This is a genomic window from Staphylococcus equorum (assembly GCF_001747895.1).
GTDB classification, from domain to species: Bacteria; Bacillota; Bacilli; order Staphylococcales; family Staphylococcaceae; genus Staphylococcus; species Staphylococcus equorum_A.
The window spans coordinates 289,752-314,075 of record NZ_LNNB01000009.1 but is presented as its reverse complement, the minus strand read 5'-3'; the positions used below and the strand labels follow the sequence as shown (position 1 = coordinate 314,075).

The 24,324-nt window shown below is 32.3% G+C and carries 23 protein-coding genes and 1 other RNA gene; 4 read left to right on the top strand and 20 right to left on the bottom strand.

Translation table 11 applies throughout. The features are described 5' to 3' along the window. Window positions 1–6: 6 nt before the first annotated feature. From AST02_RS03380 to AST02_RS03360, 5 genes are all read right to left on the bottom strand, one after another. Window positions 7–963, bottom strand: coding sequence for a thymidylate synthase (locus AST02_RS03380; protein WP_046465339.1), 957 nt, complete (start codon window positions 961–963; stop codon window positions 7–9). A 284-nt stretch (window positions 964–1,247) separates the two neighbouring features. After that, window positions 1,248–1,682, bottom strand: a complete 435-nt coding sequence (gene brxA / locus AST02_RS03375; RefSeq protein ID WP_046465340.1) for a bacilliredoxin BrxA — start codon at window positions 1,680–1,682, stop codon at window positions 1,248–1,250. A 46-nt stretch (window positions 1,683–1,728) separates the two neighbouring features. Further along, window positions 1,729–2,844 (bottom strand): conserved virulence factor C family protein, encoded by a 1,116-nt coding sequence (locus AST02_RS03370; RefSeq protein WP_069815621.1) that lies wholly within the window; start codon window positions 2,842–2,844, stop codon window positions 1,729–1,731. A gap of 21 nt (window positions 2,845–2,865) precedes the next feature. Continuing rightward, window positions 2,866–3,123: a NifU N-terminal domain-containing protein gene (locus AST02_RS03365; RefSeq protein WP_002507599.1), complete on the bottom strand. Its 258-nt coding sequence runs from the start codon at window positions 3,121–3,123 to the stop codon at window positions 2,866–2,868. Between the two features lie 12 nt (window positions 3,124–3,135). Continuing rightward, window positions 3,136–3,330: a zinc-finger domain-containing protein gene (locus tag AST02_RS03360; protein WP_046465342.1), complete on the bottom strand. Its 195-nt coding sequence runs from the start codon at window positions 3,328–3,330 to the stop codon at window positions 3,136–3,138. Window positions 3,331–3,570: 240 nt separating this feature from the next. On the opposite strand from AST02_RS03360, the gene AST02_RS03355 reads away from it, so the two are divergent. Then, window positions 3,571–4,275 carry a queuosine precursor transporter gene (locus tag AST02_RS03355; RefSeq protein ID WP_069815619.1) on the top strand — a complete coding sequence of 235 codons (705 nt, stop codon included), beginning with the start codon at window positions 3,571–3,573 and terminating at the stop codon, window positions 4,273–4,275. 17 nt (window positions 4,276–4,292) lie between these two features. On the opposite strand, the gene AST02_RS03350 is transcribed toward AST02_RS03355, so the two are convergent. Next, a complete protein-coding gene (locus AST02_RS03350; protein WP_069815617.1) occupies window positions 4,293–4,874 on the bottom strand; it encodes an RBBP9/YdeN family alpha/beta hydrolase in 582 nt (193 codons plus the stop codon). 167 nt (window positions 4,875–5,041) lie between these two features. On the opposite strand from AST02_RS03350, the gene AST02_RS03345 reads away from it, so the two are divergent. Then, window positions 5,042–5,449, top strand: coding sequence for a ribonuclease HI family protein (locus tag AST02_RS03345; RefSeq protein ID WP_069815615.1), 408 nt, complete (start codon window positions 5,042–5,044; stop codon window positions 5,447–5,449). A gap of 61 nt (window positions 5,450–5,510) precedes the next feature. Here the strand turns inward: AST02_RS03345 and AST02_RS03340 are convergent, their stop codons facing one another. The 9 genes from AST02_RS03340 to AST02_RS03300 all read right to left on the bottom strand — a co-directional run bounded on the left by AST02_RS03340 (window position 5,511) and on the right by AST02_RS03300 (window position 15,180). Beyond that, a complete protein-coding gene (locus AST02_RS03340; RefSeq protein WP_046465346.1) occupies window positions 5,511–6,392 on the bottom strand; it encodes a 5'-3' exonuclease in 882 nt (293 codons plus the stop codon). Between the two features lie 20 nt (window positions 6,393–6,412). Further along, on the bottom strand, window positions 6,413–9,853 hold the full coding sequence (locus AST02_RS03335; protein WP_069815613.1) for a dynamin family protein: 3,441 nt from the start codon (window positions 9,851–9,853) through the stop codon (window positions 6,413–6,415). Between the two features lie 339 nt (window positions 9,854–10,192). Next, window positions 10,193–10,828 carry an SDR family oxidoreductase gene (locus tag AST02_RS03330; protein ID WP_046465348.1) on the bottom strand — a complete coding sequence of 212 codons (636 nt, stop codon included), beginning with the start codon at window positions 10,826–10,828 and terminating at the stop codon, window positions 10,193–10,195. A gap of 311 nt (window positions 10,829–11,139) precedes the next feature. Next, window positions 11,140–12,045 carry an EamA family transporter RarD gene (gene rarD / locus AST02_RS03325; RefSeq protein ID WP_046465349.1) on the bottom strand — a complete coding sequence of 302 codons (906 nt, stop codon included), beginning with the start codon at window positions 12,043–12,045 and terminating at the stop codon, window positions 11,140–11,142. Window positions 12,046–12,083: 38 nt separating this feature from the next. Beyond that, a complete protein-coding gene (locus tag AST02_RS03320; protein ID WP_069815611.1) occupies window positions 12,084–13,217 on the bottom strand; it encodes a THUMP domain-containing class I SAM-dependent RNA methyltransferase in 1,134 nt (377 codons plus the stop codon). Between the two features lie 171 nt (window positions 13,218–13,388). Beyond that, an RNA gene (gene rnpB / locus AST02_RS03315) (RNase P RNA component class B) lies at window positions 13,389–13,764 on the bottom strand. A 137-nt stretch (window positions 13,765–13,901) separates the two neighbouring features. Continuing rightward, complete coding sequence (locus AST02_RS03310; RefSeq protein WP_046465351.1) at window positions 13,902–14,267, bottom strand: DivIVA domain-containing protein; 366 nt, start codon at window positions 14,265–14,267, stop codon at window positions 13,902–13,904. Window positions 14,268–14,278: 11 nt separating this feature from the next. Continuing rightward, complete coding sequence (locus tag AST02_RS03305; RefSeq protein WP_021339200.1) at window positions 14,279–14,845, bottom strand: DUF1273 domain-containing protein; 567 nt, start codon at window positions 14,843–14,845, stop codon at window positions 14,279–14,281. After that, on the bottom strand, window positions 14,842–15,180 hold the full coding sequence (locus AST02_RS03300; RefSeq protein ID WP_046465352.1) for a DUF1798 family protein: 339 nt from the start codon (window positions 15,178–15,180) through the stop codon (window positions 14,842–14,844). The genes AST02_RS03305 and AST02_RS03300 overlap by 4 nt, the downstream gene beginning before the upstream one ends. A gap of 249 nt (window positions 15,181–15,429) precedes the next feature. Between AST02_RS03300 and recU the strand changes: the two genes are divergently transcribed. Next, window positions 15,430–16,056, top strand: a complete 627-nt coding sequence (gene recU / locus AST02_RS03295) for a Holliday junction resolvase RecU (RefSeq protein ID WP_046465353.1) — start codon at window positions 15,430–15,432, stop codon at window positions 16,054–16,056. Then, window positions 16,053–18,296, top strand: a complete 2,244-nt coding sequence (locus AST02_RS03290) for a transglycosylase domain-containing protein (RefSeq protein WP_046465354.1) — start codon at window positions 16,053–16,055, stop codon at window positions 18,294–18,296. The genes recU and AST02_RS03290 overlap by 4 nt, the downstream gene beginning before the upstream one ends. A gap of 164 nt (window positions 18,297–18,460) precedes the next feature. On the opposite strand, the gene AST02_RS03285 is transcribed toward AST02_RS03290, so the two are convergent. From AST02_RS03285 to AST02_RS03265, 5 genes are all read right to left on the bottom strand, one after another. Continuing rightward, window positions 18,461–18,790 (bottom strand): YpoC family protein, encoded by a 330-nt coding sequence (locus AST02_RS03285; RefSeq protein WP_069815603.1) that lies wholly within the window; start codon window positions 18,788–18,790, stop codon window positions 18,461–18,463. 5 nt (window positions 18,791–18,795) lie between these two features. After that, on the bottom strand, window positions 18,796–19,455 hold the full coding sequence (nth, locus tag AST02_RS03280; RefSeq protein ID WP_046465356.1) for an endonuclease III: 660 nt from the start codon (window positions 19,453–19,455) through the stop codon (window positions 18,796–18,798). Next, window positions 19,445–20,131, bottom strand: coding sequence for a DnaD domain-containing protein (locus AST02_RS03275; protein WP_046465357.1), 687 nt, complete (start codon window positions 20,129–20,131; stop codon window positions 19,445–19,447). The genes nth and AST02_RS03275 overlap by 11 nt, the downstream gene beginning before the upstream one ends. A gap of 88 nt (window positions 20,132–20,219) precedes the next feature. Continuing rightward, on the bottom strand, window positions 20,220–21,512 hold the full coding sequence (gene asnS, locus AST02_RS03270; protein ID WP_046465358.1) for an asparagine--tRNA ligase: 1,293 nt from the start codon (window positions 21,510–21,512) through the stop codon (window positions 20,220–20,222). 93 nt (window positions 21,513–21,605) lie between these two features. Continuing rightward, window positions 21,606–24,308: a helicase C-terminal domain-containing protein gene (locus AST02_RS03265; protein WP_069815601.1), complete on the bottom strand. Its 2,703-nt coding sequence runs from the start codon at window positions 24,306–24,308 to the stop codon at window positions 21,606–21,608. Between the last annotated feature and the right edge of the window lie 16 nt (window positions 24,309–24,324).

The window sequence follows — 24,324 nt, the reverse complement described above, 5'->3', positions numbered from 1 at the left end:
TGTAGATTACACTGCTATCGGTGCTTTTATTGCTGGATGAGAGTTATAATCTATAATTTCCAAATCCTCGTAATTGATATCGAAAATAGAAGCATCACTGTTGATTTTTAATTGAGGTGGTTCAAAACCATCACGTGATAATTGTGTTTCTATAGCATCAATATGATTAGCGTAAATGTGGGCATCGCCAAATGTATGCACAAATTCTCCAACCTCTAGTCCACATTCTTTCGCAATTAAATGCGTTAATAAACTATAACTAGCAATATTAAATGGCACACCTAAAAATATATCTGCACTTCTTTGATAAAGTTGACAACTTAATTTACCCTCTTGTACATAGAATTGAAACATCGTATGACATGGTGGCAATGCCATGGTATCTATTTCAGTTGGATTCCAAGCTGAGACAATATGACGTCGAGAATTCGGATTGTTTTTGATTTGTTCTATAACAGTCTTAAGTTGATCGAAATGGTTACCATTTTTATCTTCCCAGTCGCGCCATTGTTTACCATACACATTGCCTAAGTCACCAAATTTTTGGGCAAATGCATCATCGTTTAAAATCTGTTGTTTGAACTTTTGCATTTGTTCCTTATATAGTTTATTAAAAGATTCATCTGCTTGTGCTCTATGTCCAAAATCGGTCATATCTGGCCCTTTATAATCTGATGATTTCACATAATTCTCAAACGCCCATTCATTCCAAATATTGTTATTATATTGGAGTAAATATTTAATGTTCGTATCACCTTTGATAAACCACAATAATTCCGTTGCAATTAATTTAAAGGATACTTTTTTGGTTGTTAATAAAGGAAATCCTTTCGAGAGGTCAAATCTTAATTGATGTCCGAATTTTGAAATTGTGCCTGTATTTGTGCGATCATTTTTTTGTTTGCCGATGTCTAAAATTTCTTCGCATAGATTGTGATATGATTGGTCAAAACTATTAAGCATAACAACCACACTCCTTTCTATTATTTATATTTATCTTATTGGAAATTACTGACAATTAAAAGAGTTTACTATTAATTGTGTAAAAAACAATTCACTTTATATAAAGTATACATTATTTTTTTGAAAACGTTTAAAATGTAGCATTATTTTTAAATTTAAAAAACCAACTTACCATATCTTAAATAATAAGTTAGATATGATAAGTTGGTTTAGAGAAACATTTATCCAAGTCCAATTACTATTATCATTTAATATAAAATAACAGATTATATTAAATTAAGTAATTAGCAATATTCATCGAAAGCATCTTTGATATCCATACAAATATCTTGAATATCTCTACCTTCAATATGTTCGCGTGGAATAAAATGTTTTAATTCTTGACCTTCAAATAAAGCGAATGATGGACTAGACGGTACTTGCTGAATAAATGATCTCATTTCTTCAGTAGCTTCCTTGTCTTGTCCTGCAAAAACTGTGACTTTATTACTAGGTTTTTTATCATTTTGTTCAACAACAGTCACTGCTGCAGGTCTTGCTAACCCAGCTGCGCAACCACATGTAGAGTTAATAACTACAAAAGTTGTGTCATCTGCTGCGACATTATTCATATAATTAGAAACTGCTTCAGCAGATTCTAAACTTTCAAAATCATGTTCTGTTAATTCACTACGCATTTGTGTAGATAATTCATTCATATAAGCATCATATGCATTCATTGATAACACTCCTAAAATTTATCTTTTAATTCATTTTTATCAGTAATTACTTGTTTCTGTTAGCAATTTGTTTCCAAACGGATCCTAAAGCTTCGTCACCATTTTCTATTCTAGAAACTGCCATCTCTATTTGTAGTTTTACTTCGTATGCAGGGTCATCTGCATGTGCTCTTAATGATTCGAGTTGTTCAGGGCCACCTTCGTCAAAGATAAACATTGCAGCTCTCCATCTTACAATTTTTTGTGGGTCATTCAATGCTTTTTCCATTTCGGGTAGCGCTTGTTTGAAACCTAAATCGCTTAAACAGTCTCCTGCCGTACGTCTTACTGCAGGACTTTTGTCATTTAAACCTTTAAACAGATAAGGTAATACAGCCTTATCTTCCACCATTCCAAGTAGTACGATAGCTTCACGTCTCAAGGGTATTTTTTGCTCATCGCTCACTGCTTCACCTAATAATGGGAAATCTTGTACAGTTGGTGTTGGGAAGGATTTTAACATTCTTAATCGTTCTTTCCAGTCATCTGCAGCTTGATAAGCTTCAAGCGTAACGTGTTGATATTGTTTTTCTGGTACAACAATATCTGTAGCTAATGCTTCTTGGACAAGTGTTTTTAAGCGTTCTTCAGGATAAATCACAGTAATTTCTTCAAATACTTCAGCCATAATATCATCTAATTCACCGTAGCGCACACCTAAATCATCCCATTTGCGAAGAAAGACAATATTATCATTATCTTTTTGTGCAGCTAGCATGCTATCTATATAAATTTCTGGTAATTGTTTGCGTTTTTCTTCAGAGCTTGTAGTAAGTTTGATTTGATAAGGAATCCCCTTAAATTTTAATACTTCAGCCTTAACCTCTCCATAGTGTTCATCAGGTAAAGGTTCACTTATTTCTTCTTGGTCTTCATTTAACGTTGCAGTTACGTTAGGTAAAACATCTTCCCAATCAAATTTCGGCTTTTTGTCCACTGCTAAAAAGTCCATGACATAGAATATAGACTTAACGCCTTCTATTGCTAATACATCATTAATAAAATGAGGTTGTCCCTCTGCAACTGCAGTATACGTATTTGATTTATTATCTTCTCTTTTCTCACTCAAGACAATTTTCATTGTATTTGGACTTGGTGTAGGTTCAACACGAACAATTTCCATCAAGGAACCTCCTTGTTATATTTATATTCTTTCTAACGTAGCTAATATATTCGGTAATACATCATCCCACTCAACATTAGCTTGTTTATCAACTGAAATAAAATCCATAGCTTGGAATATAGATTTAACACCCTCTACTTCTAATACGGCATTAATAAATTCAGGTTGTCCTTCTTTTACTTTAGTATACGTGTTGGGTTTTGTATCTCCACCTTCTACGCTATATACAAATTTCATTGTATTTGGATTTGGGGTTGCTTCTACATTTAAAATTTCCATGATAAATCCTCCTTATTGTAATTCATTTCCTATTTGTTTAATTTGTTTTCCAATTGAACACTCATTTATACAAAAGTGATGTGCCTGTGTTTTTCCTTCAGTCTTTCTGATATGATTTTTAAGCAAGCATTCTTTGCAGTAGGTGTTCATTAAATGATCTATCGCATCAATTGCTTCTTTTTCAGAATAAGTTAGAATAATCTTCACTCTCCTGTGTTTCTGTAAATAAAAGTATTTAATTATATTAAGATTTGACGCTTGAAGGTATTATATCATTTGTAACTACGATTGTTTAATATTAAATTTGCAATTAAGATTAATGTAGAAATAATGTGTATTAATTTTTAAAGTATACTTGCAATTTTTAATTTATCTGATAAGATAATGCAGTTGTTAAATATGCGGTTTCTAAACACCCGCATCATCAAAATTTAGGAGGAATTTAAATTGTTTAACGAAGTTTTTGGTGTGTTAACGTTTTTAATCACATTTTTATTATTAGTCGTAATGTATCGCTTTTTTGGAAAACAAGGATTAATTGCTTGGATTGCAATTGGTACAATTATCGCTAATATACAAGTAATAAAAACAGTAGATATTTTTACTATTTCTGCAACATTAGGTAATGTAATGTTTGCATCGATATATTTAGCTACTGACATTTTGAATGAGATATATGGTAGAAAAATTGCAAAGCGTGCGGTTTGGTTGGGTTTTAGTTCAACGTTAGTCATGATTATTGTCATGCAATTATCGTTACACTTCACCCCATCTCCCGTGGACACGACACAAGGTGCATTAGATACAATATTTAATCTTGTGCCTAGAATTGCATTAGGTTCTGTTATTGCATATATCATTGGACAGCATTTAGATGTACTGCTATTTTCATTGATTAAAAAGGTGTTCAGTTCAGATAGAACATTTATTATTAGGGCATATGGAAGTACGATAATTAGTAATATTATAGATACAGCATTATTCGTAGCTATTGCGTTTTTAGGAACAATGCCAAATGAAGCAGTATTTGAAATTTTTATAACAACTTACTTGTTGAAAATTATTTCTACAATATTTAACGTGCCGTTCGGTTACTGGGCAAAGTCTATGTATCGAAAAGGTAAAATACAGAAATTAGATGAAGGTTACTAAAAAAACTCTGAAATTGGTTATATACCGATTTCAGAGTTTTTTTGATTTAAAACAGTAGTAATTTGTTCTCTTAGATATTCAAATGTTACATAACCATCGCTAGCTAGAAAGTGTCCTTGGTGTGGAATATGAATTGTTTGAGTTCCTAAAGCTTTAGACAAATGATCTGTTGCGCGTATATCAACAACAGGGTCATAATTGCTACCAATAGTAATAATATGTTGAGCATTGATGCGATCAAGCTGAACGTTAGTTTGATTGATATAATAATCTAATTCTGGTAAATTCTCTAATGTTTCATTAAAGCCTGAAACTAAAAATAACCCTTTAATATGTGGGCATTGAGGAAGTTGAGATAAATAATTAAGCACGGATACTACCCCAAGACTATGAGCGACAATAAGCGTTTCAGAATTTAATTTATGTGCCATACTATTGTGTAATGCTTTGTACCACTGATCTATATCTGGATGATTTGAGTCTGGTAAATATATGACTTCGACATCATAATCAGAAGCTCTCATTTTAGCAGCTAACCATTGAAACCAATGGCTATCAGTATGTGCTTGATAACCATGTATAATAAACATATTTTTCAAAGTATCAGACCTCTCTTGCTCAACTCCGACTAATTAAGTATAAATTCAATATATGTCTATGATACGAAAAACATATTGAATTTCCAACTGATATGATTAGCGATTATATAGTATAAATGTAATAGTTTTGATAAGATTAGATTAACTTAAATAATGAGGGTGAATTTATGGCAAAAATATATTTTGATGCAGCTACTGCCGGTAATCCAGGTGAAAGTGCTTGTGCCGTTGTCATAGTAACAGACAATGAACGGATTCAGTATGACGCTAGTTTAGGTATAATGGATAACCATAGTGCTGAATGGTCCGCGTTAGTGTTTGCTTTAGAAAGTGCTGTGAAACACGAAGTGACAACGGCGATAGTTTATACAGATTCAAAATTAATTGAAGATAGTTTGAATAAGGGACGCGTAAAAAATAATAAATTCAAACCTTATTACAGTGAAATGTTAAAATTAGAACAACAGTTTGATTTACTTTTTGTAAGATGGATTCCTAGAAATCAAAATAAAGAAGCAAATCATCATGCTAAAAATGCACTATATAAAATCACTAAAAATAAAAAAGGCAAATAATATAAAAAGTGGCTGCTAACTTTCCAGAAGGATTGCTAACAGCCACTTTTTATTTGTATGTTTAACTGAAATGAGTAGACAAGTATTTTCCTGATACGTATAACTCATGTTCGTTACAGATATTTAATATCTTAGTGATATCTGTACCAAATTTCATATCTTGTAATAACGTCGTTGTATCTAAAGGTACTTCAGTGTGAATTTTAGCTAAAGACTTGGAAACCTTTAAATTTTGCATGTCATTACTTATTTTATTCTGTTGACCAGGTGTTAATTCATCAATTGCGTCAACGACAGATTCTACAGAACCATAATTTTGAATAAGTTTAATTGCTGTTTTTTCTCCTATACCTTTTACACCAGGATAACCATCTGCGCTATCTCCCATAAACGCTTTTACATCAATAAGTTGTAACGGATTCAATCCATATTCACTTTGGAATCTATCAAGCGTGTAGCGATTATAAATGCTGAACCCCTTTTTAGTTAACCAAATTTCTACATTGGGATTGATACATTGTAGTATGTCTTTATCACCAGTTACTACATAAATTTGATTTTCATCAGAATATTGATGTGCTAAGGTTCCAATAACATCATCAGCTTCATAGTTCTGAACGCCAATGTTTACAAAACCAAATTGATTGGACACCTCTTTCACATAATCAAATTGAGGAATAAGTTCTTCAGGTGGTGCCGGTCTATTTTGTTTATACCCATCAAACATATCATTTCTGAAAGTGGATTTTCCCATATCCCAACATACAGCTACATGTGTTGGCTGTATGTCATTGATTGCGCTAAATACGTGACGCACAAACCCTTGTATCCCATTTGTAGGTGTACCTGAAGAATTGCGCATAAATTGTTTGTGAAGACTTGTAGCATAAAAATGGCGGAATAATAAAGCCATGCCATCTATTAGTAATATTTTATTAGACATTTTGTGTACCTCTTTCTTATTTACAATAACACTTTTAATTGTGCGTTCGTTTCTTGCAATTGTTGAATCAATGCATCATCGATTTCAAATGATAATAATTCTTTAATTTGACGATGAATGTCATTTTCAAATTGCTTGAATTTTGTTTCAGCATTTTCGTCCATAACTAAGACAATTTCATTGAGTGCTTTTCTAAGATCAGCAATACAAGGGGCGAGCAACTTGATTGTTTCTTGTGTAATTTGTTCTTGTAATTCACCCTGTGTCTTAGGTTGCAGTATATTCTTTTTAGAAAGTGACTTAGGTAATGCATCAATCATATGACTTAACTCCACTTTTAAATAAGGTTCATCTAATTCAATATTGTTTTTATCAAATTCTGGTTCAATAAATACATGCAATTGTTCAAGTTTTTGTTTCAATGGCGCAATTTCATTATGCAATTGTTCGTGGAAGTATTTTTTGACGCGTTCAACAAGTAAGGATTGCTCCAAGTACAAGCGTTGATGAATTTGATCTAAATAAATTTTCGTAGATAGTCGTTTTTCTTCGTTGAAATTACTGTTTTTTGTCATTTGTCCATTATAAATAGATTTGACTTCATCTTGTAATTGTAATTTCAAGCGTTCGTTTAAATGATAGATTTGGTCTTCTACTTCATTTGAAGCACGTTGTTCTGCAGTTTGTAATATGTTATAACTCAACACTGTTGATTGTTCATAATTTTTTAATTTTTGTTTACGTTGTTCGATTTGAGCTTTGTTGTTCGTTGTTTCTTCAATCATTTGCTCAAACGCTTCGGAAATATGTGTGAGTTGTTTTAACATTTGTTGTTGGAGTATATATTTAGATTCAACTTGAGTAAAATATTGAATACTCTCCTGTAATTTATCGATACCTTTATCGCCAGACTTAAGTGCCTCTCTACTAGAAACAGCAAAAATATCTGAATCCATGTTGACTTGAGTTAAAGCATCACCAACATATTCTATCACAGCATTTAAATCTTCGTCAGTTTCTGCTAAGTCGGTCGCATTTATAATCATTTTGAAGGCTTGATTTTCATTCAACTGGTTCATTTCTTTCATGTGTTCAATAAAGCGCTTGTCATTATTTGTAAACGAATGATTAAAATAACTAACATATAAGATTAAATCTGAAGATGTCAGTATTTTCTCAGTTTCGTTCGTATGACGTTGATTATTTGAATGTAGACCTAGAGAATCAACGATGATTTTATCTTTTAACCATTCTATTGGTAGTTTAAGATGTACTGTATTTACAAACGTTGCATACTCATCTTCTGCACTCCACTTTTTAATGTCGTCTTGCGGAATAGTATGTGTTTGTCCTTCTTCTAACATGCGTTTATACATACTGTAATGTTTTTCAACTGCGTTCACAAAAGCCAATTGATTTTTTTCCAAAGTTGCTTTGATTTTATCTGTATTTTTACTTAAAAACGTATCAATACTTTCAAATGTTTTATTTTCAATTTCGAAAACTTGATTCAACTCATCTAAAAGTTGCTCAGATGATTTAAGGGTTATCTGGCTTTCATGACCATAAGTTAATTCAGTCATTGCTGCAGTGGTTGGATTAGGAGAACTGACTAAGTGCGAACCACCTAATAGCGCATTAATTAAACTACTCTTACCTGCGCTAAATGTACCAAAGACCCCTATTTTAACAACTTTATTCTCTAACCGGGTTAATGTATCATCAATGTCTTGTTTTGTTTGTTCGAATAATGGGATATCTTGAATTAATTCAAGTGCATTTTTGATGTTTTGGGTATTATCTTGGTTATCGTAATGTGTTGCAACTGTATTTCTCTTACTCATCTTTACAGTATCAGTATTGTCTTGTGCTGTGTAATTGATTTCTGTTCGATCTATTAATTTATCTAAAGAGTCATCCATATGAATATAATAATGCATGTAGTTTTGTGTTTCGAGTGACTCTCTCAAATTGCGCATTTCCATAAATTTCACATAATCATTATAATCGTCTTCTTGTTCTGTGCCGATATCATTTGCTTGTGAATGGTTAATGGCTTTTTTAAATAATGGATCAGATTCTTTTGCAATGAATTTTTTGAGTGAAGCCATCAAATCATCTGCAAATGTTAAAACGTATTGATTACTAATCGTTATTTGCATTTGATATAAATCAGTTATGAGTTCTGGGTGTATTGTATAATGCTGATTAAGAATGTCATCATTGACCTCTGAAGAATTTATAAATCGTGTTAAAAATGACATATCTTCTCTTAGTGGTTGTCTGACTTCTTGATTCACTTTGTCTTGGAGTTGTTCAACAACTGCTGTTAATCTCTTTTGCTGTTCTTCTAATGTTTTTTGTTTTTTATTAAATAAACCACCGACTTTAAAGTCTTTCGTACGACTTTCTAAATAAATTTTGATTTTTTCTCTCGTGTCATGCGTCATGATATATGCATTATCTAAAATATCTTTACGTTTTTGCTTTAAAAAATCATATAATTCATCAGGGTTATTTAATAACTTGGCTTCTTCACTGACCTCTTGATTTTGTTGGAAATTGAGATAAGCTTGATCAAAATCCGCTTCGAAAATATCAAGTTGTTCTAAAATATCTTGAATTTCATATTGAACATAAGATAATTGTTCATCAGTAATAAATTTAACAATTCGTTCCACATAATCCTCGATAGATTCTCTATGGGTGTCTTTTTCAATCAAATAATTAGAAAGCGCGTCAATTTCATTATATTCATGCTCATATTTTGACACATAAAATATTTGATCTAATTCGATTTCCCACTCAGCGATTGATTTCTCTACGCGATCTTTAAATGTCTCAAAAGTAATTTCTTCTTCGCTATGTTTATCTATTTGATTAATTACAAATACCACAGGCACATTTGCTGCATTTAACTGTTTCATAAATTGGAAATTTAAAGCTGATTGAACGTGGTTATAATCTACTGTATAAAAAAGTACATTACTCGTATACATAAATTCCTCAGTGCTTGATTGATGTGTTGCAACATTAGAATCTACACCAGGTGTATCTTGTAACGTGAAACCTTTTTTGAATTTGTCTGATGGAAATTTTATTTCTACAGATTCTACATCTATGTTTTCACGATTCATTTGTTTAACTTCATCGTAATTATTTAATAATGTATATTGTTGATTGCTCAAGTTTGCAATAATTCCTGGTTCGTCTGACACAGAAACAATAGCCGTATTGCTTGTTGTTGGTACAGGCGAACTTGGCAAAATACTTTCTTCTAAGAGTAAGTTAATTAAAGTAGATTTCCCTGCTGAGAAGTGGCCCACAAAAGTGGCAGTGTATTGTTCTAAGTATACCTTTTTAATAACTTGATTGATGATGTGGACAAGACGTCCATTATTTGATTTTTCAACTTCTTTTTTTAGTTTATATAAAATATCGAGTTGCTCAGTATTAGACATGATATGTATCCCCTTTGATTACTTGTATGTAATTAATCTTATTGTATAACAAATTATTGTTTGTCTAAAGGTAGTAAGTGAAATTAAATTTCTTTTAATTACTTATTAATGATAATTTGTCTTAATGTTACGTTGCGTACGTAGTGTATTCTAATCACTAGGCTGATTATTAAAATATGTCGTTATCATATAAACGGCTGTAATAAAAAAGTCACTCCAAACACATTTGGAATGACAACAGCATATGATAGTTTATGATGAGCTATCTTATATATCCGCTTCAGTATTGTTAGTCTGTCTATTGTTTTACTTACAGCCTTTATATACACTTACTTATTATTAACTTCCTTTAGGTTTACTGTAATCAGTATTAGGCTTATTGATACCAATGTTTTCTTTTAAATAAAGGCTTGGATCTTTAGCGATTTTAACAGCGACAGCTGCTACACTTTTTCTAGATACTTCTGTACCTTTGAAGGATTCATTTTTTTGAGTGATTTCATAATCAATCTCGTTCGTATGAGTTAACCACGCTGGTCTAAAAATAGTATAATCTAGCCCTGAATTTTCAATAATGTCAGCTGCTTCTTTATATACAGGTAGTCTATCACCTATTTGTTGTTGGACCCATTCCCCAAATTCTCCTGGTACTTCATTATATATACCTAAAGAAGTTACGAAGATTAAACGTTTCACATCATTTGTTTGCATTGCTTTTACAATAGTCGATGCTTCTTTATCAAGATCACCTGATAGACTAGCTATAACGATATCTACATCGTCCATTGCACTATTAACATCATCAAAGTTAGTAGCGTCACCTTCACGCACACGAATTCTATCTGATGCAAAGTCAGGTAATCTATTCGCATCTCTTAAAAATAATCTTAAGGTATAGGATGTGTTTTCTAAAAAAGAATTAATAGCTGCTTTAGAAACTGCACCATTTGCCCCTAGAATTAATACTCTTGTCATCCAATCACTCCAATATCATTTTATCGTTACAATAATTTTACTATATAATCAAAAATGTTTTAAGTTTCTTTTTATCTCCAAATTCTGAAGTACGTTTGTTACATATAATCTGTTTATACTCACAGTACTATAGTTAACCTCTTTACCCCCATATTAAACTTAAAACATACTTGATTACAATCTGAGTGCTTAATTGATTACTATAATGTATTGAATTGAAAAATCCCTAGATATGTTAAACAGTTCTTAAGTATCAACTTAATACAGTTTTCAACATCTAGAGATCTAATTGTAATGATAAACTTAAATTGCTAACGAATTACAGGGGTTTTATCTTTCTTAATTTTAAAGTACTGTGAAATGCTATAGACAATAATACCAATCCATATAAAAATGAACGTTACTAACTGGTCAATATTAAATGGTTCTTTAAATAAGAATATCCCTAATATAAACATCAACGTTGGAGCAATGTATTGTATGAAGCCAGTTAAAGACAATGGAATTCTACGTGCGCCTGCTGAAAACAGTATTAGCGGTATCGCTGTAATCGCCCCTGAGAATAATAGCCAAAATGATGAACTATTGACTCCTAGAGAAGAACTCCCTTGTTGCCATATATACCACAGATATATAAAGCCTGCTGGAGCAGTAGCAATACATTCTATAGTGATACTGCTAATGGCATCTATCGGCACTAGTTTTTTAATTAATCCGTACAAGCCAAACGAACTTGCTAATAATAAGGAAATACCTGGGAATACACCCATTTTCAATGTCATGTAGAGCACACCTATAACTGCTAATGCAATTGCGATCCACTCTAATTTATTAAAACGTTCTTTCAAGAAAATAAGCGCAAGTATTATACTTACGAGTGGATTAATATAATATCCTAAACTCGTTTGCAGTACATGACCATTTGCTACAGCCCATATGAATGTGCCCCAGTTAATTGTAATTACATAACCTGCTGCAATAATAGCAATGAGTTGAATTGGATTTGTAAAGAGTTGATGAACATCTCGTTTAAAGGGTCCAGTATTTTTAGTGAACACTACAACAAATAGCATAAATATCATCGAAAGCACAATTCTATATGCTAAAATTTCAAATGCGCCTAAATCTCTAATTAAATCCCAATATATGGGTAGAACGCCCCATAATATATAAGCAGCAAAAGCGAATACGATACCCTTTTTAAATTCAGTGTTCAAAAGATGCACCTCTTTCTACTTTTTCAATCTATTAAATTTTAATTTTGAGGTTTTCTTTTACCCCAATACTGATAATACGTACATTCAATATATCCATTAAATAACTTCCTACGCTTAGTTGCCTTTTGGTTAACTAAATGTTCAAATTCTGTACTACTTGTCAAAATATAAGTAGATAGATGAGGATGTTGTTGCATTAATTCACCAATATAGCGATACATAACTTCTACTTCGTCACGGTCACCGATACGTTCACCATATGGCGGGTTACCTATAAGTGCGATTGGCTCCTCTGTATCTATTGTAAGTGTATTAACATCTTTCACGCTAAATTGAATAATATCAGCTAATCCAACTTCTTCAGCGTTTCTGCGTGCAATATCTATCATTTCTGGATCGATATCCGAAGCATAGATTTCAAGTTTTCTATCGTAATTAGCTTGTTGATCTGCCTCGTCTCTCATTTCGTCATATAAATTGTCAGGCATCATGTCCCATTTTTCAGAAACAAAATCACGATTAAACCCAGGTGCAATGTTTTGCGCGATTAAGCAAGCCTCTATTGCTATTGTGCCTGAACCACAGAATGGATCTATTAACGGCGTATCACCTGTCCAATTCGCTAAACGAATTAAACTTGCTGCAAGTGTTTCTTTAATTGGTGCTTCACCCTGAGCTAAACGATAACCACGTTTATTCAATCCTGAACCAGAAGTGTCTATTGTAAGAAGTGCATTATCTTTTAATATTGAAACTTCCACTGGGTATTTTGCACCTGTTTCATTTAACCAACCACGTTCTTGGTACGCGCGTCTTAAACGTTCAACAATTGCTTTTTTTACAATTGCTTGGCAATCAGGAACACTAAACAACGTCGATTTCACACTCCGACCTTGTACTGGGAAGTTACCATCTTGTTCAACAATTGCCTCCCATGGTAAAGCCTTTGTTTTTTCAAATAACTCATCAAATGTAGTGGCTTTAAATTGACCTACTACAATTTTAATTCTGTCGGCTGTACGTAACCATAAATTACACTTAACAATTGCAGATTCGTCACCTTCAAAAAATATTCTGCCATTTTCGACAGTTGTTTCATAACCTAATTCTTGAACTTCTTTTGCCACAACTGCTTCTAATCCCATAGGACATACGGCTAATAATTGATACATTAGTTTGCTCCTTCTTTAATAAAGATTTACTTATATTTTATCAAAAAAATTTTTAAATAGATATGACATTGTACTAAGTTCTAATGCAACTCAGTTTAATGAATGCCTTCTATAACTTTAGAAATTAAAAAAGCTCTCCTATGTGGGAGAGCTTGGGTCTAGTGATGATATTTCTGTAAGCCATGTTTTGTACCGTTGTACTGCTATCGTGTACTAGATACACTCGTACGCTGGTGGTAACCATCTGTCTACATGCTTTTAAAAGCATGTCCTATTTATACGTTGAATTCCGTTAAATAAGTGCTCCTACCTAATTTGGATTGCTCACTCGAGGGGTTTACCGCGTTCCACCTTTTATATTTCTATAAAAGCTACGTCACTGTGGCACTTTCAAACTATTTTAACCGTATCTATAAGACTTAGGTTATTTCATTGCCGTCAATTTAATGCCTTGACTTATTTTTTCATCAAGCACGAACACTACAATCATCTCAGATTGTGTGAGCATGGACTTTCCTCTATATTGCTATAGCGATCACCCAAAACACCATCTTTGAAAGTATACCATGCTTTAGACGGCTAAACAAACAAAATAAACCAAGTTTTGAATGAAATCAAAACTTGGTTTTATGTAGATGAAGCTATATCTACGATTTGCACACACTATAATCATTCATTAGCGTGTTATTTTCCAAATACCGCTTTTTCTAAGTTAGAAATTCTTTTTAGAATATCAACATTATTATTATTATTGTTATTGTTGTTATTACTCTTAGTTGCAGCATTACTATTGGAAGAGAAATTCTTATTTTCTTGTGGTCTTGACGTTGCTACACGTAATCTAAGTTCTTCAAGTTCTTTTTTTAGTTTATTGTTTTCTTCGGAAAGCTTAACAACTTCACTATCTAAGTCTGACATTTTTTGATAATCCGCTATGATGTCGTCTAAGAAGGCATCGACTTCTTCCCTTCTATAACCACGTGTCATAGTTTTTTCAAAATCTTTTTCATAAATATCCTTTGCTGATAATTTCAATGAAATATCTGCCATTTTTTCCCACCTCATTCGAAACTTTGTTCTTGAGACCACTGTAAATCATTGATGAACTCAGTTAATTCATCGAACGTCACAATGTCACAAGTATAATTTGTTTTTTCCATAAAATCAACTAACATCTGCTTGAAGAATTTTGGACTTGCTTCTTGCTCCTCATCATATATTAATAATGTTTGATCTGTGTGATCTAACATGAACTGATCTGTCTGTTTAAATTGATGAGGTCCTTCGTATGGTGAATGAAACACACTATCTACAAAATCAGCCTTTTGTGTGATATTTTGATATTTAGCTTGATTTTGTTCGTTCCATCTATCGCTGTGACCATAAAACGGCGTTATAATACCCAATTTAAGTTCTGGATATGTTGCTTTCAAATCAAGTACTACTTCTGCTGTCCATAACTCTATACCCATCTGTCCTTGTATTAATACCCATTCTAAGCCTTCTTCAATCAATTGATTTAATTTATGTGCTATAAATTTTTTTAAATAGGAAACTTCTGGAGCATCATCTTTGAAAATATTAAGTTCATAAGATTTATAGCCTGTGACATAAACTGTTTTTATCATAGATACAACTCACTTCTTTGAATATAGCTTAAATCATATTGAACAGCCTTTATTTTTTCTGTGAATAACTTTCTACTTGAGCGCTTAAAGTGGCACTCCACAGATAATTCTTCGATATTAGAAACTAATAAATCAAATTTTTGTTTGTTCATATATTGCAATTGAAGTATTTGAGTTTCATATTGAATAAAGGATGTGAGCAATTCATCAATATTATTCGTGAATGGGACGACAACAGAATAAAAATCATAATCTTCGCCAGATGCTTTTACGGATTCATATTTATCTTGCATAAGCTGTACATCATCTAATAATTGCGTAATTAACTGTTGCATGAAGTTTCCTCCTACACAATAAATTTACCATAAAAGACAATGTGCGTCATTTCTAAAGCGTCGTCTTACAATTATGTTATAATAGCGCCTTATTTAGTTCCAAATATTGTTTAATTATGCAAAGCACGTTAAAATGTACTTGATGTATTTGTAAATACATTGATTCATATTTCAAGGTTTGGAAAAATTTGCCAAAGTCGGGTATAATGGAAAAAGTTTTTGATTTCCAAACTAAAGTGGTGAAAAACAATGAATTACCCTAATGGGAAACCATTTAATAGAAATAAGTCTCAAGTCGGACGAACTCATAAGGGTCAAACGGGTAAAATAGACTATGGTGGCAGAGGTATGTCGCTTGAAAACGATATCGAACTGTCGAACACTTACTATTTGAACCATGGAATGGCGGTTATACATAAAAAACCAACGCCTGTTCAAATCGTAAATGTTCATTACCCTATGCGAAGTAAGGCTGTAATTAATGAGGCTTATTTCCGAACGCCGTCTACAACTGATTATAATGGTATTTATAATGGACATTACCTTGACTTTGAAGCGAAAGAAACGAAAAATAAAACTTCTTTCCCATTGAGTAATATGCATGAACACCAAGTTTCACATATGGCGTCTTGTTTCAAACAAAATGGGATAGTATTTTTATTAATTCGATTTAAAACGCTTGATGAAGTATATCTACTTCCCTATTCTAAGTTTGAACACTTTTGGGAAAGACATACGAATAACATTAAAAAGTCGGTAACGGTTGAAGAAGTAAGAAAAAATGGTTACTATATTCCTTATCAGTATCAACCACGATTGAATTACCTCAAAGCTGTTGATAAGTTGATATTAGATGAAAGTGAGGACCGCGTATGACGGAGAAAAAAAGGACTTCCCAATCTAAAAAGAAAGGTAAGTCCGAGCAAAAAAAGAATAGGAATATTAAACGAACGATAATCAAGATAATTGGCTTTCTTATCATTGCCTTCATTGTCTTAGCGTTAATAGGTATCTTGTTATTTGCTTATTATGCTTGGAAAGCTCCAGCATTTACTGAGTCAAAATTACAAGATCCAATCCCAGCTAAGATTTATGATAAAGATGGAGAATTGGTGAAAACAATTGATAACGGACAACGACGTGAACATGTTGAATTAGATGAAGTACCTAAAGCAATGAAGGATGCTGTTTTGGCTACAGAAGATAATCGCTTCTACAGTCATGGTGCACTTGACTATAAACGTCTGTTCGGCGCTGTTGCCAAAAATATTACTGGTGGATTTGGTTCACAAGGTGCATCGACTTTAACACAACAAGTTGTTAAACGATCATTCTTGACAGATAAAAAATCTATCGCACGTAAGGCACAGGAAGCATACTTGTCATACAGATTAGAACAAGAGTACAGTAAAGATGAAATATTCGAAATGTACTTGAATAAGATTTATTATTCTGATGGTGTTTATGGTGTGAAAGCGGCAGCTAAATATTACTTTGATAAAGAATTGAAAGATTTAACTTTAACTGAGGAAGCATACCTTGCTGGATTACCACAAGTACCAAATACGTATAATGTTTATGATAATCCTGAAGAAGCGGAATCACGTAAAAATACTGTGCTATATCTCATGGAATATCATGATAGGATTTCTAAAGAAGAGAAAGAAAAAGCACAAGATACTAAAATTCAAGATACACTTGTTCAACGAACTAATGAAGAACGACAAGTAAGCAATGATGATTCTAAAAAAGAATATGATTCATATATTAATTTTGTGAAATCAGAGCTTATGAATAATAAAGCGTTCAAAGGTGAAGATTTAGGATCTGTATTAAATAGTGGCATTAAGATTCATACGAATATGGACAAAGATGTTCAAGATACATTGCAAGAACGTATAGATAATGGTAGCTACTATAAAAATGATGATCAACAAGTTGGTTCATCTATCGTAGATAGTGAAACTGGTGAACTTGTTGCAATATCTGGTGGTAGAAATTATAAAGACGTCGTTGATAGAAACTTAGCAACAGATGCACACCCTACCGGATCGTCATTAAAACCATTCTTATCTTATGGTCCAGCAATTGAAAACATGTCTTGGGCAACAGACCATGCCATGAAAGATGAAGAAGAATATCAAGTTGATGGTGTTACATTTAGAAACTATGACTTGGAAAGTCACGGAACGGTTAAACTTTATGATGCATTACGTCAAAGTTTCAACATCCCTGCCTTAAAAGCTTGGCAATCAACAAAAGAAAATGCTGGAAACGATGCACCGAAGAAATTCGCTGAAAAAGTAGGATTAGAATACGAAGGAGAGATTGGACCTTCTGAAGTATTAGGTGGTTCTGCATCTGAGTTCTCTCCTACACAATTAGCATCAGCATTTGCTGCAATAGCAAATGGTGGCGAGTACAACAATGCACATTCAATTGAAAAAGTTGAAAAACAAGATGGCGAAGTCATTGAATATGACCATACAAGCAAAAAAGCTATGAAAGATTCTACTGCTTATATGCTAGCCGAAACACTTAAAGGTACATTTGAGGCTTATGGCTCTGCATATGGACATGGCATTTCTGGATTAAACATAGGTGCTAAGACAGGTACAGGTACTTATGGTCAACAAACTCAGCAACAGTATAATCTACCTGATGATGCTGCTAAAGATGTTTGGGTTAATGGTTTCACTCCTAAATACAGTATGTCTGTATGGATGGGATTCAATGAAGTTAAACAAGGCGGAACAAACTCATTTGTAGGAAGTGATGAACAAGAATATCCTCAATTCCTATTAGAAGATGTAATGTCTAATATTTCACCGCGCGATGGTGAAGACTTCACGAAACCAGACTCTGTTAGCGGAGACAGTAAAGATAATTTATCAGTTAAAGGTGAACCTGATGACAATACAACTGATAATGATCCTAAAGGTCAAGGCAGTAACAGTGATTCAGACAGTGACTCAAACAGTAATTCTGAGAGTGATTCAGACAGTAATAGTTCAAGTAGTAACAATACTGGTAGCACAAATACCAATAATACAAGTGGCACAAACACTACCAATGCAAATAGAAGTGGAACAGCTACTTCAAATAGTACACAATAATAAGACTTCAGTTTTAAAAGACTCGGTTTCCATATTAATTGGAATCGGGTCTTTGTTTTTAGTTAAAGTATATTTATACATATTAATTCATCAAACAGATACAAACATGAATAAAAAAACAGCGTAAGTCTCCTAATTTTGAGAGCTTACGCTGTTTTTATTGTTTAACGTTTGTTTTTTAGACGAATTTGATAAGATGCGTTCATTTTAATAAGTTCTGATTTTAATGTTTTCATTTGGCTGTAACCCATAAAATGATATTTACGTGCTATCATATAATGATATCTTTCTTCAAAGTTCATTGGAACGATAGCATATTCATCTAAGCATTTAAAATCAATCATTTCAATATCATTAATTTGTTGAAAGTAAAGTTGAATCAGATTAAAGTATTGATCTAACAATCTTTTTGCTTCTGGTGATTTTAGTTTTTTTACTTTCGCGTATGAATCCAATTCCAGTTCTAACTTTGTAAAGTCTTCTTTTGTAATCATTTTATTCATGCCTCTTTCAAACTTGCTTTATAGCGCTTTTGACCTTCCCTACATTCTTCGAATAATGGACAAACATCGCATTTTGGTTTACGAGCTAAGCAATGATAGCGACCGAAAAATATGAGTTGATGATGTGTTTTGTTCCATCTTTCTCTAGGAACTACTTTACACAATTTATCCTCTACTTGACGTACATTATCTTTCCATCGGCATATCCCTAAACGTTTTGAGATACGTTCTACATGTGTATCTACAGCTAATGAAGGTTCTCCAAAAGCTACGCTCATAACGACGTTGGCCGTTTTTCTACCCACACCTGCTAAGCTTTCTAACTCATCATGTGTTTGAGGAATCTTACCATCAAATTTATCTAAAAGCGATTGACTTAATTTTTGAATATTTTTAGCTTTATTTCTATATAAACCAATAGTACGTATATCATTTTCTAATTCTGAAATATCCACACTTAAATAATCTTCGGGTGTTTTATATTTTTCAAATAAAGGTTTCGTGAGTTTATTTACAGAAATATCAGTTGTTTGTGCAGATAAGAGTACAGCAATTGTAAGTTCAAACGCATTGTCATGGACAAGTTCACATTCAGCATTTGGAAACATTTCAGCTATGACATCAACCATTTCAAGTGCTTTTTTATTACTTACCATTTGGATTCTCCCCATTCAGCCAATCAAATTTAGGGACCTTGCTAACTGTATGTTTCATTTTAGGTTGGTTAAATTGGCGGCTAATTTTTTTTGAGTCTTCAATCGTTTTCACATTATTCTTTTTCCAATTCAGTAAAATACGATCGATATATTTAAAACTCATTTTATTTTGGCTCTCTGCTTCATTTAAAGCAGCTTGAATGACACTTAAATCATGTTTATCTATATCTAACCATTGATTTAATGTTTCTATCTCGTATGGAGATAAAGGCCTGCCAAACGCTTGTTCAATTTTTTGAAATAGTGTATTGAACTCTAGTTCAGATTCGTGTTCATCTTGTTTTACATTCATTTGTTGCATAATTTCACTTAATCGATCATAGAACTGATTAAGGTTCATATATTCAGTAAACTTGCCTTCTTCGTCTTTATTGACATTAAGCTCTAGTAAATCATGTTGTATTAGAGTTTGAATGATTGAAGTGATTTCTCTTGAATCTAATGCAGAGCCTTGCTGTAAAGATTCAATTGAAGGTTGTTTATTAGAGGTTTCTGATGCATGTAATAATTTGATTAAAATAACTAACTCTGTTTCATTTAAACCTAATTCATTGTAATGATCAAGTAGTTCTTTTCGAATTACGACTGGTCTCGTTTTTAATTGTTCTCTATCCAAAGTAGCCCCTCCCATCTTTGATATTGCTATAAAAACGTCCAGCCATTATTTGTGGACTGGACGCTTATTGTGAATCTTATTTTAAATATTATGGATATAATCGATTAAGTAAGCGTGGGAATGGTGCAGTTTCACGGACATGGTCTACACCCGATAACCAAGCTACAGTTCTTTCTAATCCTAAACCGAAACCACTATGAGGTACACTGCCATAACGACGTAAATCTAAATAATAACTATAACTCTCAGCGTCTAAGCCATATTCGTTAATACGTTGCTCTAGTAAGTCAAGGTCATTTATACGTTCAGACCCACCTATAATTTCGCCATAACCTTCAGGTGCAATGAGATCTGCACACAGTACAGTATCTTCATTTTCTGGATTTGGTTGCATATAGAAAGGTTTGATTTTTGTTGGATAGTTAGTGATAAATACTGGTAAATCATAATGATTAGCGATAGCCGTTTCATGTGGAGAACCGAAATCTTCGCCCCATTCTATATCGTCAAAACCTTGTTCTTTTAAGAATACTACAGCATCATCGTATGTGATACGTGGGAATGGTGTAGTTACTTTTTCAAGTTTAGATGTATCACGCTCTAATATATTAAGTTCAAGTTTACAATTATTTAATACAGATTGAATCACATGTGTCACATATTGTTCTTGGATTTCTAAACTTTGTGCATGTTCACAAAAAGCCATTTCAGGTTCAATCATCCAGAATTCAATTAAATGACGACGTGTTTTAGATTTTTCAGCACGGAATGTTGGACCAAATGAGAACACTCTACCGTGAGCCATTGCAGCAGCTTCCATATAAAGCTGTCCACTTTGAGATAAGAATGCGTCTTCATCAAAGTATTTTGTATGGAATAGTTCGCTTGTGCCTTCAGGTGCACTTGCTGTTAAAATAGGTGGATCAATTTTTGTGAAACCATTGTCATTAAAGAAGGCATAAGTTGCACGAATAATCTCATTTCTAATTTTCATTACAGCATGTTGTTTTTTAGAACGTAACCATAAATGACGATGATCCATTAAAAATTCTGTACCATGGTCTTTAGGTGTAATTGGGTAATCATGAGCTTCTGAAATTACTTCTATAGATTTCACTTGCATTTCGTAACCAATATCTGAGCGATTATCTTCAGATATAATGCCAGTAATATAAATAGATGATTCTTGTGTTAATTCTTTAGCTAATTTAAATATTTCCTCAGTTACTTCTGCTTTTGCTACGACACCTTGCATAAAGCCCGTACCATCTCTTAATTGTAGAAATGCTATTTTCCCACTTGAACGTTTATTAGTTAACCAAGCGCCAATAGTCACTTCTTGGTTAAGATATTTTTTAGCTTCTTTAATCGTTGTCTTCATAGCCAGTCTCCTAATAATATTGTAGTCTTCTTTTCTTTATCCTTATATATTTTAACAAAATCGATGTATAAGTTCTAGTTGCGCGTGCTAAGTTTATTGATTGCGTTGGTCTTCTTTTTTTAATTTTTTAAGTATGCTTGAAAATTGTTTGATATCGCCTTTATTTTGACGATAACTTTCTAATGATTGTTCAAAAAATTGCTTGTAATTACTGCGAATTAAGCGATCATCAAAGGATACGATAATCCCTTTGTCATTTTCGCTACGTATCAATCTACCAAGACCCTGTCTAAAACGCGTTACAGCATCAGGTAATACATAATCTTTGAATGTAGAAGTAAACTCAGACTCCATTAGCCAATATTTTGTATTGTTTTGATTCATAAAAGGCAACTTAGCAATCATTACACATTTGATACCATTAGATTGAAAGTCAAAGCCTTCAAAGAATGTACCTGTACCTAGTAAAATGGCTTTATTAAAACTATTAAATTGTTGAACAATCTTATAGTTTTGATTTTGCTGTTGTGTCAAAACGACATAGTCTTCAAATTCTGGCAATTCATTTAATAACTCTTGAACCATATGCATCATTTTATAACTTGTAAATAGTATTAAACATTTAGACTCTACAATGTTAATATACTCAATTACGTAATTAACGATAGAACTCACATAATCATCAATACTTTTATAATTATATGAAGCTACATCATTAGGTATGAATACAGTAGTTTGGTTTGGTGACATCACCTTCGAATCAATCTCATACGTGTTAAATACGATATCTTTATTAAACCAATGTTTGAAGTTTTCAAATGAATGGTTAAACGTTAATGTACCTGAAATAAATGTAAGTGATTTAAATTTATCTAACACTTGTGTGGTCAATATTTCTTTAACATCATAGTCTTTAACATTAAGTCTAATTGTTGATTTTTGATTTATATTTTTAATTGATAAATAACTTGTGTGACTATTTTTTAAACTGTGTTCAATTTCTTTAAAACGATTATTAATATAAAGGATTTGTTTACGCACCGACTTGATTGTTTTATGACTCATACCATTGAAGAATTCTAATGTCATATTGAGTTTATGAATAATTGAATGTAAATCGTTCAAAATTGGTGCAACGTCGAAATGATAGACAAAATGGAGCTTGTGAACTTCATCATCATGCACTTCAGAACTTTGAATGATGTCAAAAATAGTAGTGAATAATTGCTCATTTAAATCATGTATCTCATTGACTGTTGTTTTTAATCCGAAAACATCTATAGGTGGTATATCTAATTTTTCAAGAATTCTTTGTTGTTCTAAATGATCGATAGATTTAAGTAGCTTTTCATTTTCTGTCTTACCAATTAAGCCAAGTTGATATTTAATATCAGAATAACTCAATTCATTAGTCACTTGGCTTAAAGCATAGTCAGGCAAACGGTGTGCTTCGTCGATAATACAATCATCAAATAATTGATATATAGAATTATCATGAGCAGCATGTATTAAATGAGCATGATTTGTTATACCAATTTGAATATTTTGAGCATTTCGTTTAATGAAATTGAAGTAATGTATATCGTTGCGAACAGGCACATAAGTCTCTAGTTTTTGTTCGAAATACATTTTTTGCCCGCCTTTTAAATCTAGTTCTTGAATATCACCTGTATCTGTTTCGGTAATCCAAATTAATAATTGCATTTTTAATATACCGACTTCGTAATTACTGGCTTCTTCTTTCAAAATTTGGCTGATTAAACCTAATGAGATATAATCACGTTTACTTTTTATTAAAGTAGCATTTATTTTGAAATCTAAAGCTTGTTTAAGCGCAGGTATATCTTTTTCCAACAATTGGTTTTGTAATAATTTAGTATTAGTTGAAATCATTACGTGTTTACCAGTTTCAATATTATACATCAATGATGCGAGTAAATATGCAAATGACTTGCCACTACCAAGTGGTGCTTCAATCATTGCTTTTTCACTATTCATTAATTGTTCTAAAATAATCTCAGATAGATACAATTGTTGTGGTCGATAGGTCAAACTAAGTTCCTTAGTAATCAAGGTATATAAATCTTTCAAAGTACCATCAAAGTCTACTGTAGGTGCTTTGAAATCTTTTTGTTTTTTATAAATAATTTGTTCGAATTGGTCATAAACATCTTCTAGTGGCTTATCTTCATGATTACGCACCATTTCAAATAAAATATCATGTAAGTCATATTTTAAATTCTTACTTAAATAATATAGTTGTTTCAAAGTATCTAAAGGTAACGTTTCGAATTTCTCAAATGCGAGTATCATAAGTTGCGCTGTTGTTGCGGCATCTTCGTCAGCGCGGTGTGCGTTGTTTAGAACAATACCATGTGCTTCTGCTAACTCACTTAACTGATAACTTTTATCTGTTGGAAAAGCGACTTTAAATAATTCTAACGTATCCATTACTTTTTTTGGACGATATTTGATATCACAATTTTTAAAAGATTTTTTTATGAAATTCAAATCGAAAGCAACGTTGTGTGCCACAAAGATACACCCATCTATTTGCTTATAAATATCTTCAGCTATTTCATGGAAATATGGTGCTTGATTTAACATTGCTTCTTCTATTGACGTTAATGCTTGTATAAAAGGAGGAATTTCTAAATCTGTTTTAATCATTGAATGGTACGTGCCGATTATTTTATTTTCTCGAACAAAAGTAATACCTATTTGAATAATTTCATCATAGTCTAATTGATTTCCTGTTGTTTCTAAATCCATAACGGCATAACACGGTTTTGTCATTCTCATTCCTCCTTTC

Coding starts and splice junctions, on each gene's coding strand:
- recU (WP_046465353.1), top strand. CDS start 15,430: ATGAATTACCCTAATGGGAAACCATTTAATAGAAATAAGTCTCAAGTC.
- AST02_RS03265 (WP_069815601.1), bottom strand. CDS start 24,308: ATGACAAAACCGTGTTATGCCGTTATGGATTTAGAAACAACAGGAAAT.
- AST02_RS03340 (WP_046465346.1), bottom strand. CDS start 6,392: ATGTCTAATAAAATATTACTAATAGATGGCATGGCTTTATTATTCCGC.
- AST02_RS03285 (WP_069815603.1), bottom strand. CDS start 18,790: ATGATTACAAAAGAAGACTTTACAAAGTTAGAACTGGAATTGGATTCA.
- AST02_RS03335 (WP_069815613.1), bottom strand. CDS start 9,853: ATGTCTAATACTGAGCAACTCGATATTTTATATAAACTAAAAAAAGAA.
- AST02_RS03290 (WP_046465354.1), top strand. CDS start 16,053: ATGACGGAGAAAAAAAGGACTTCCCAATCTAAAAAGAAAGGTAAGTCC.
- AST02_RS03300 (WP_046465352.1), bottom strand. CDS start 15,180: ATGCAACAGTTAATTACGCAATTATTAGATGATGTACAGCTTATGCAA.
- AST02_RS03380 (WP_046465339.1), bottom strand. CDS start 963: ATGCTTAATAGTTTTGACCAATCATATCACAATCTATGCGAAGAAATT.
- AST02_RS03370 (WP_069815621.1), bottom strand. CDS start 2,844: ATGGAAATTGTTCGTGTTGAACCTACACCAAGTCCAAATACAATGAAA.
- AST02_RS03310 (WP_046465351.1), bottom strand. CDS start 14,267: ATGGCAGATATTTCATTGAAATTATCAGCAAAGGATATTTATGAAAAA.
- asnS (WP_046465358.1), bottom strand. CDS start 21,512: ATGAAGACAACGATTAAAGAAGCTAAAAAATATCTTAACCAAGAAGTG.
- brxA (WP_046465340.1), bottom strand. CDS start 1,682: ATGAATGCATATGATGCTTATATGAATGAATTATCTACACAAATGCGT.
- AST02_RS03320 (WP_069815611.1), bottom strand. CDS start 13,217: ATGTATCAATTATTAGCCGTATGTCCTATGGGATTAGAAGCAGTTGTG.
- AST02_RS03365 (WP_002507599.1), bottom strand. CDS start 3,123: ATGGAAATTTTAAATGTAGAAGCAACCCCAAATCCAAATACAATGAAA.
- AST02_RS03345 (WP_069815615.1), top strand. CDS start 5,042: ATGGCAAAAATATATTTTGATGCAGCTACTGCCGGTAATCCAGGTGAA.
- nth (WP_046465356.1), bottom strand. CDS start 19,455: ATGGTAAGTAATAAAAAAGCACTTGAAATGGTTGATGTCATAGCTGAA.
- AST02_RS03330 (WP_046465348.1), bottom strand. CDS start 10,828: ATGACAAGAGTATTAATTCTAGGGGCAAATGGTGCAGTTTCTAAAGCA.
- AST02_RS03305 (WP_021339200.1), bottom strand. CDS start 14,845: ATGATAAAAACAGTTTATGTCACAGGCTATAAATCTTATGAACTTAAT.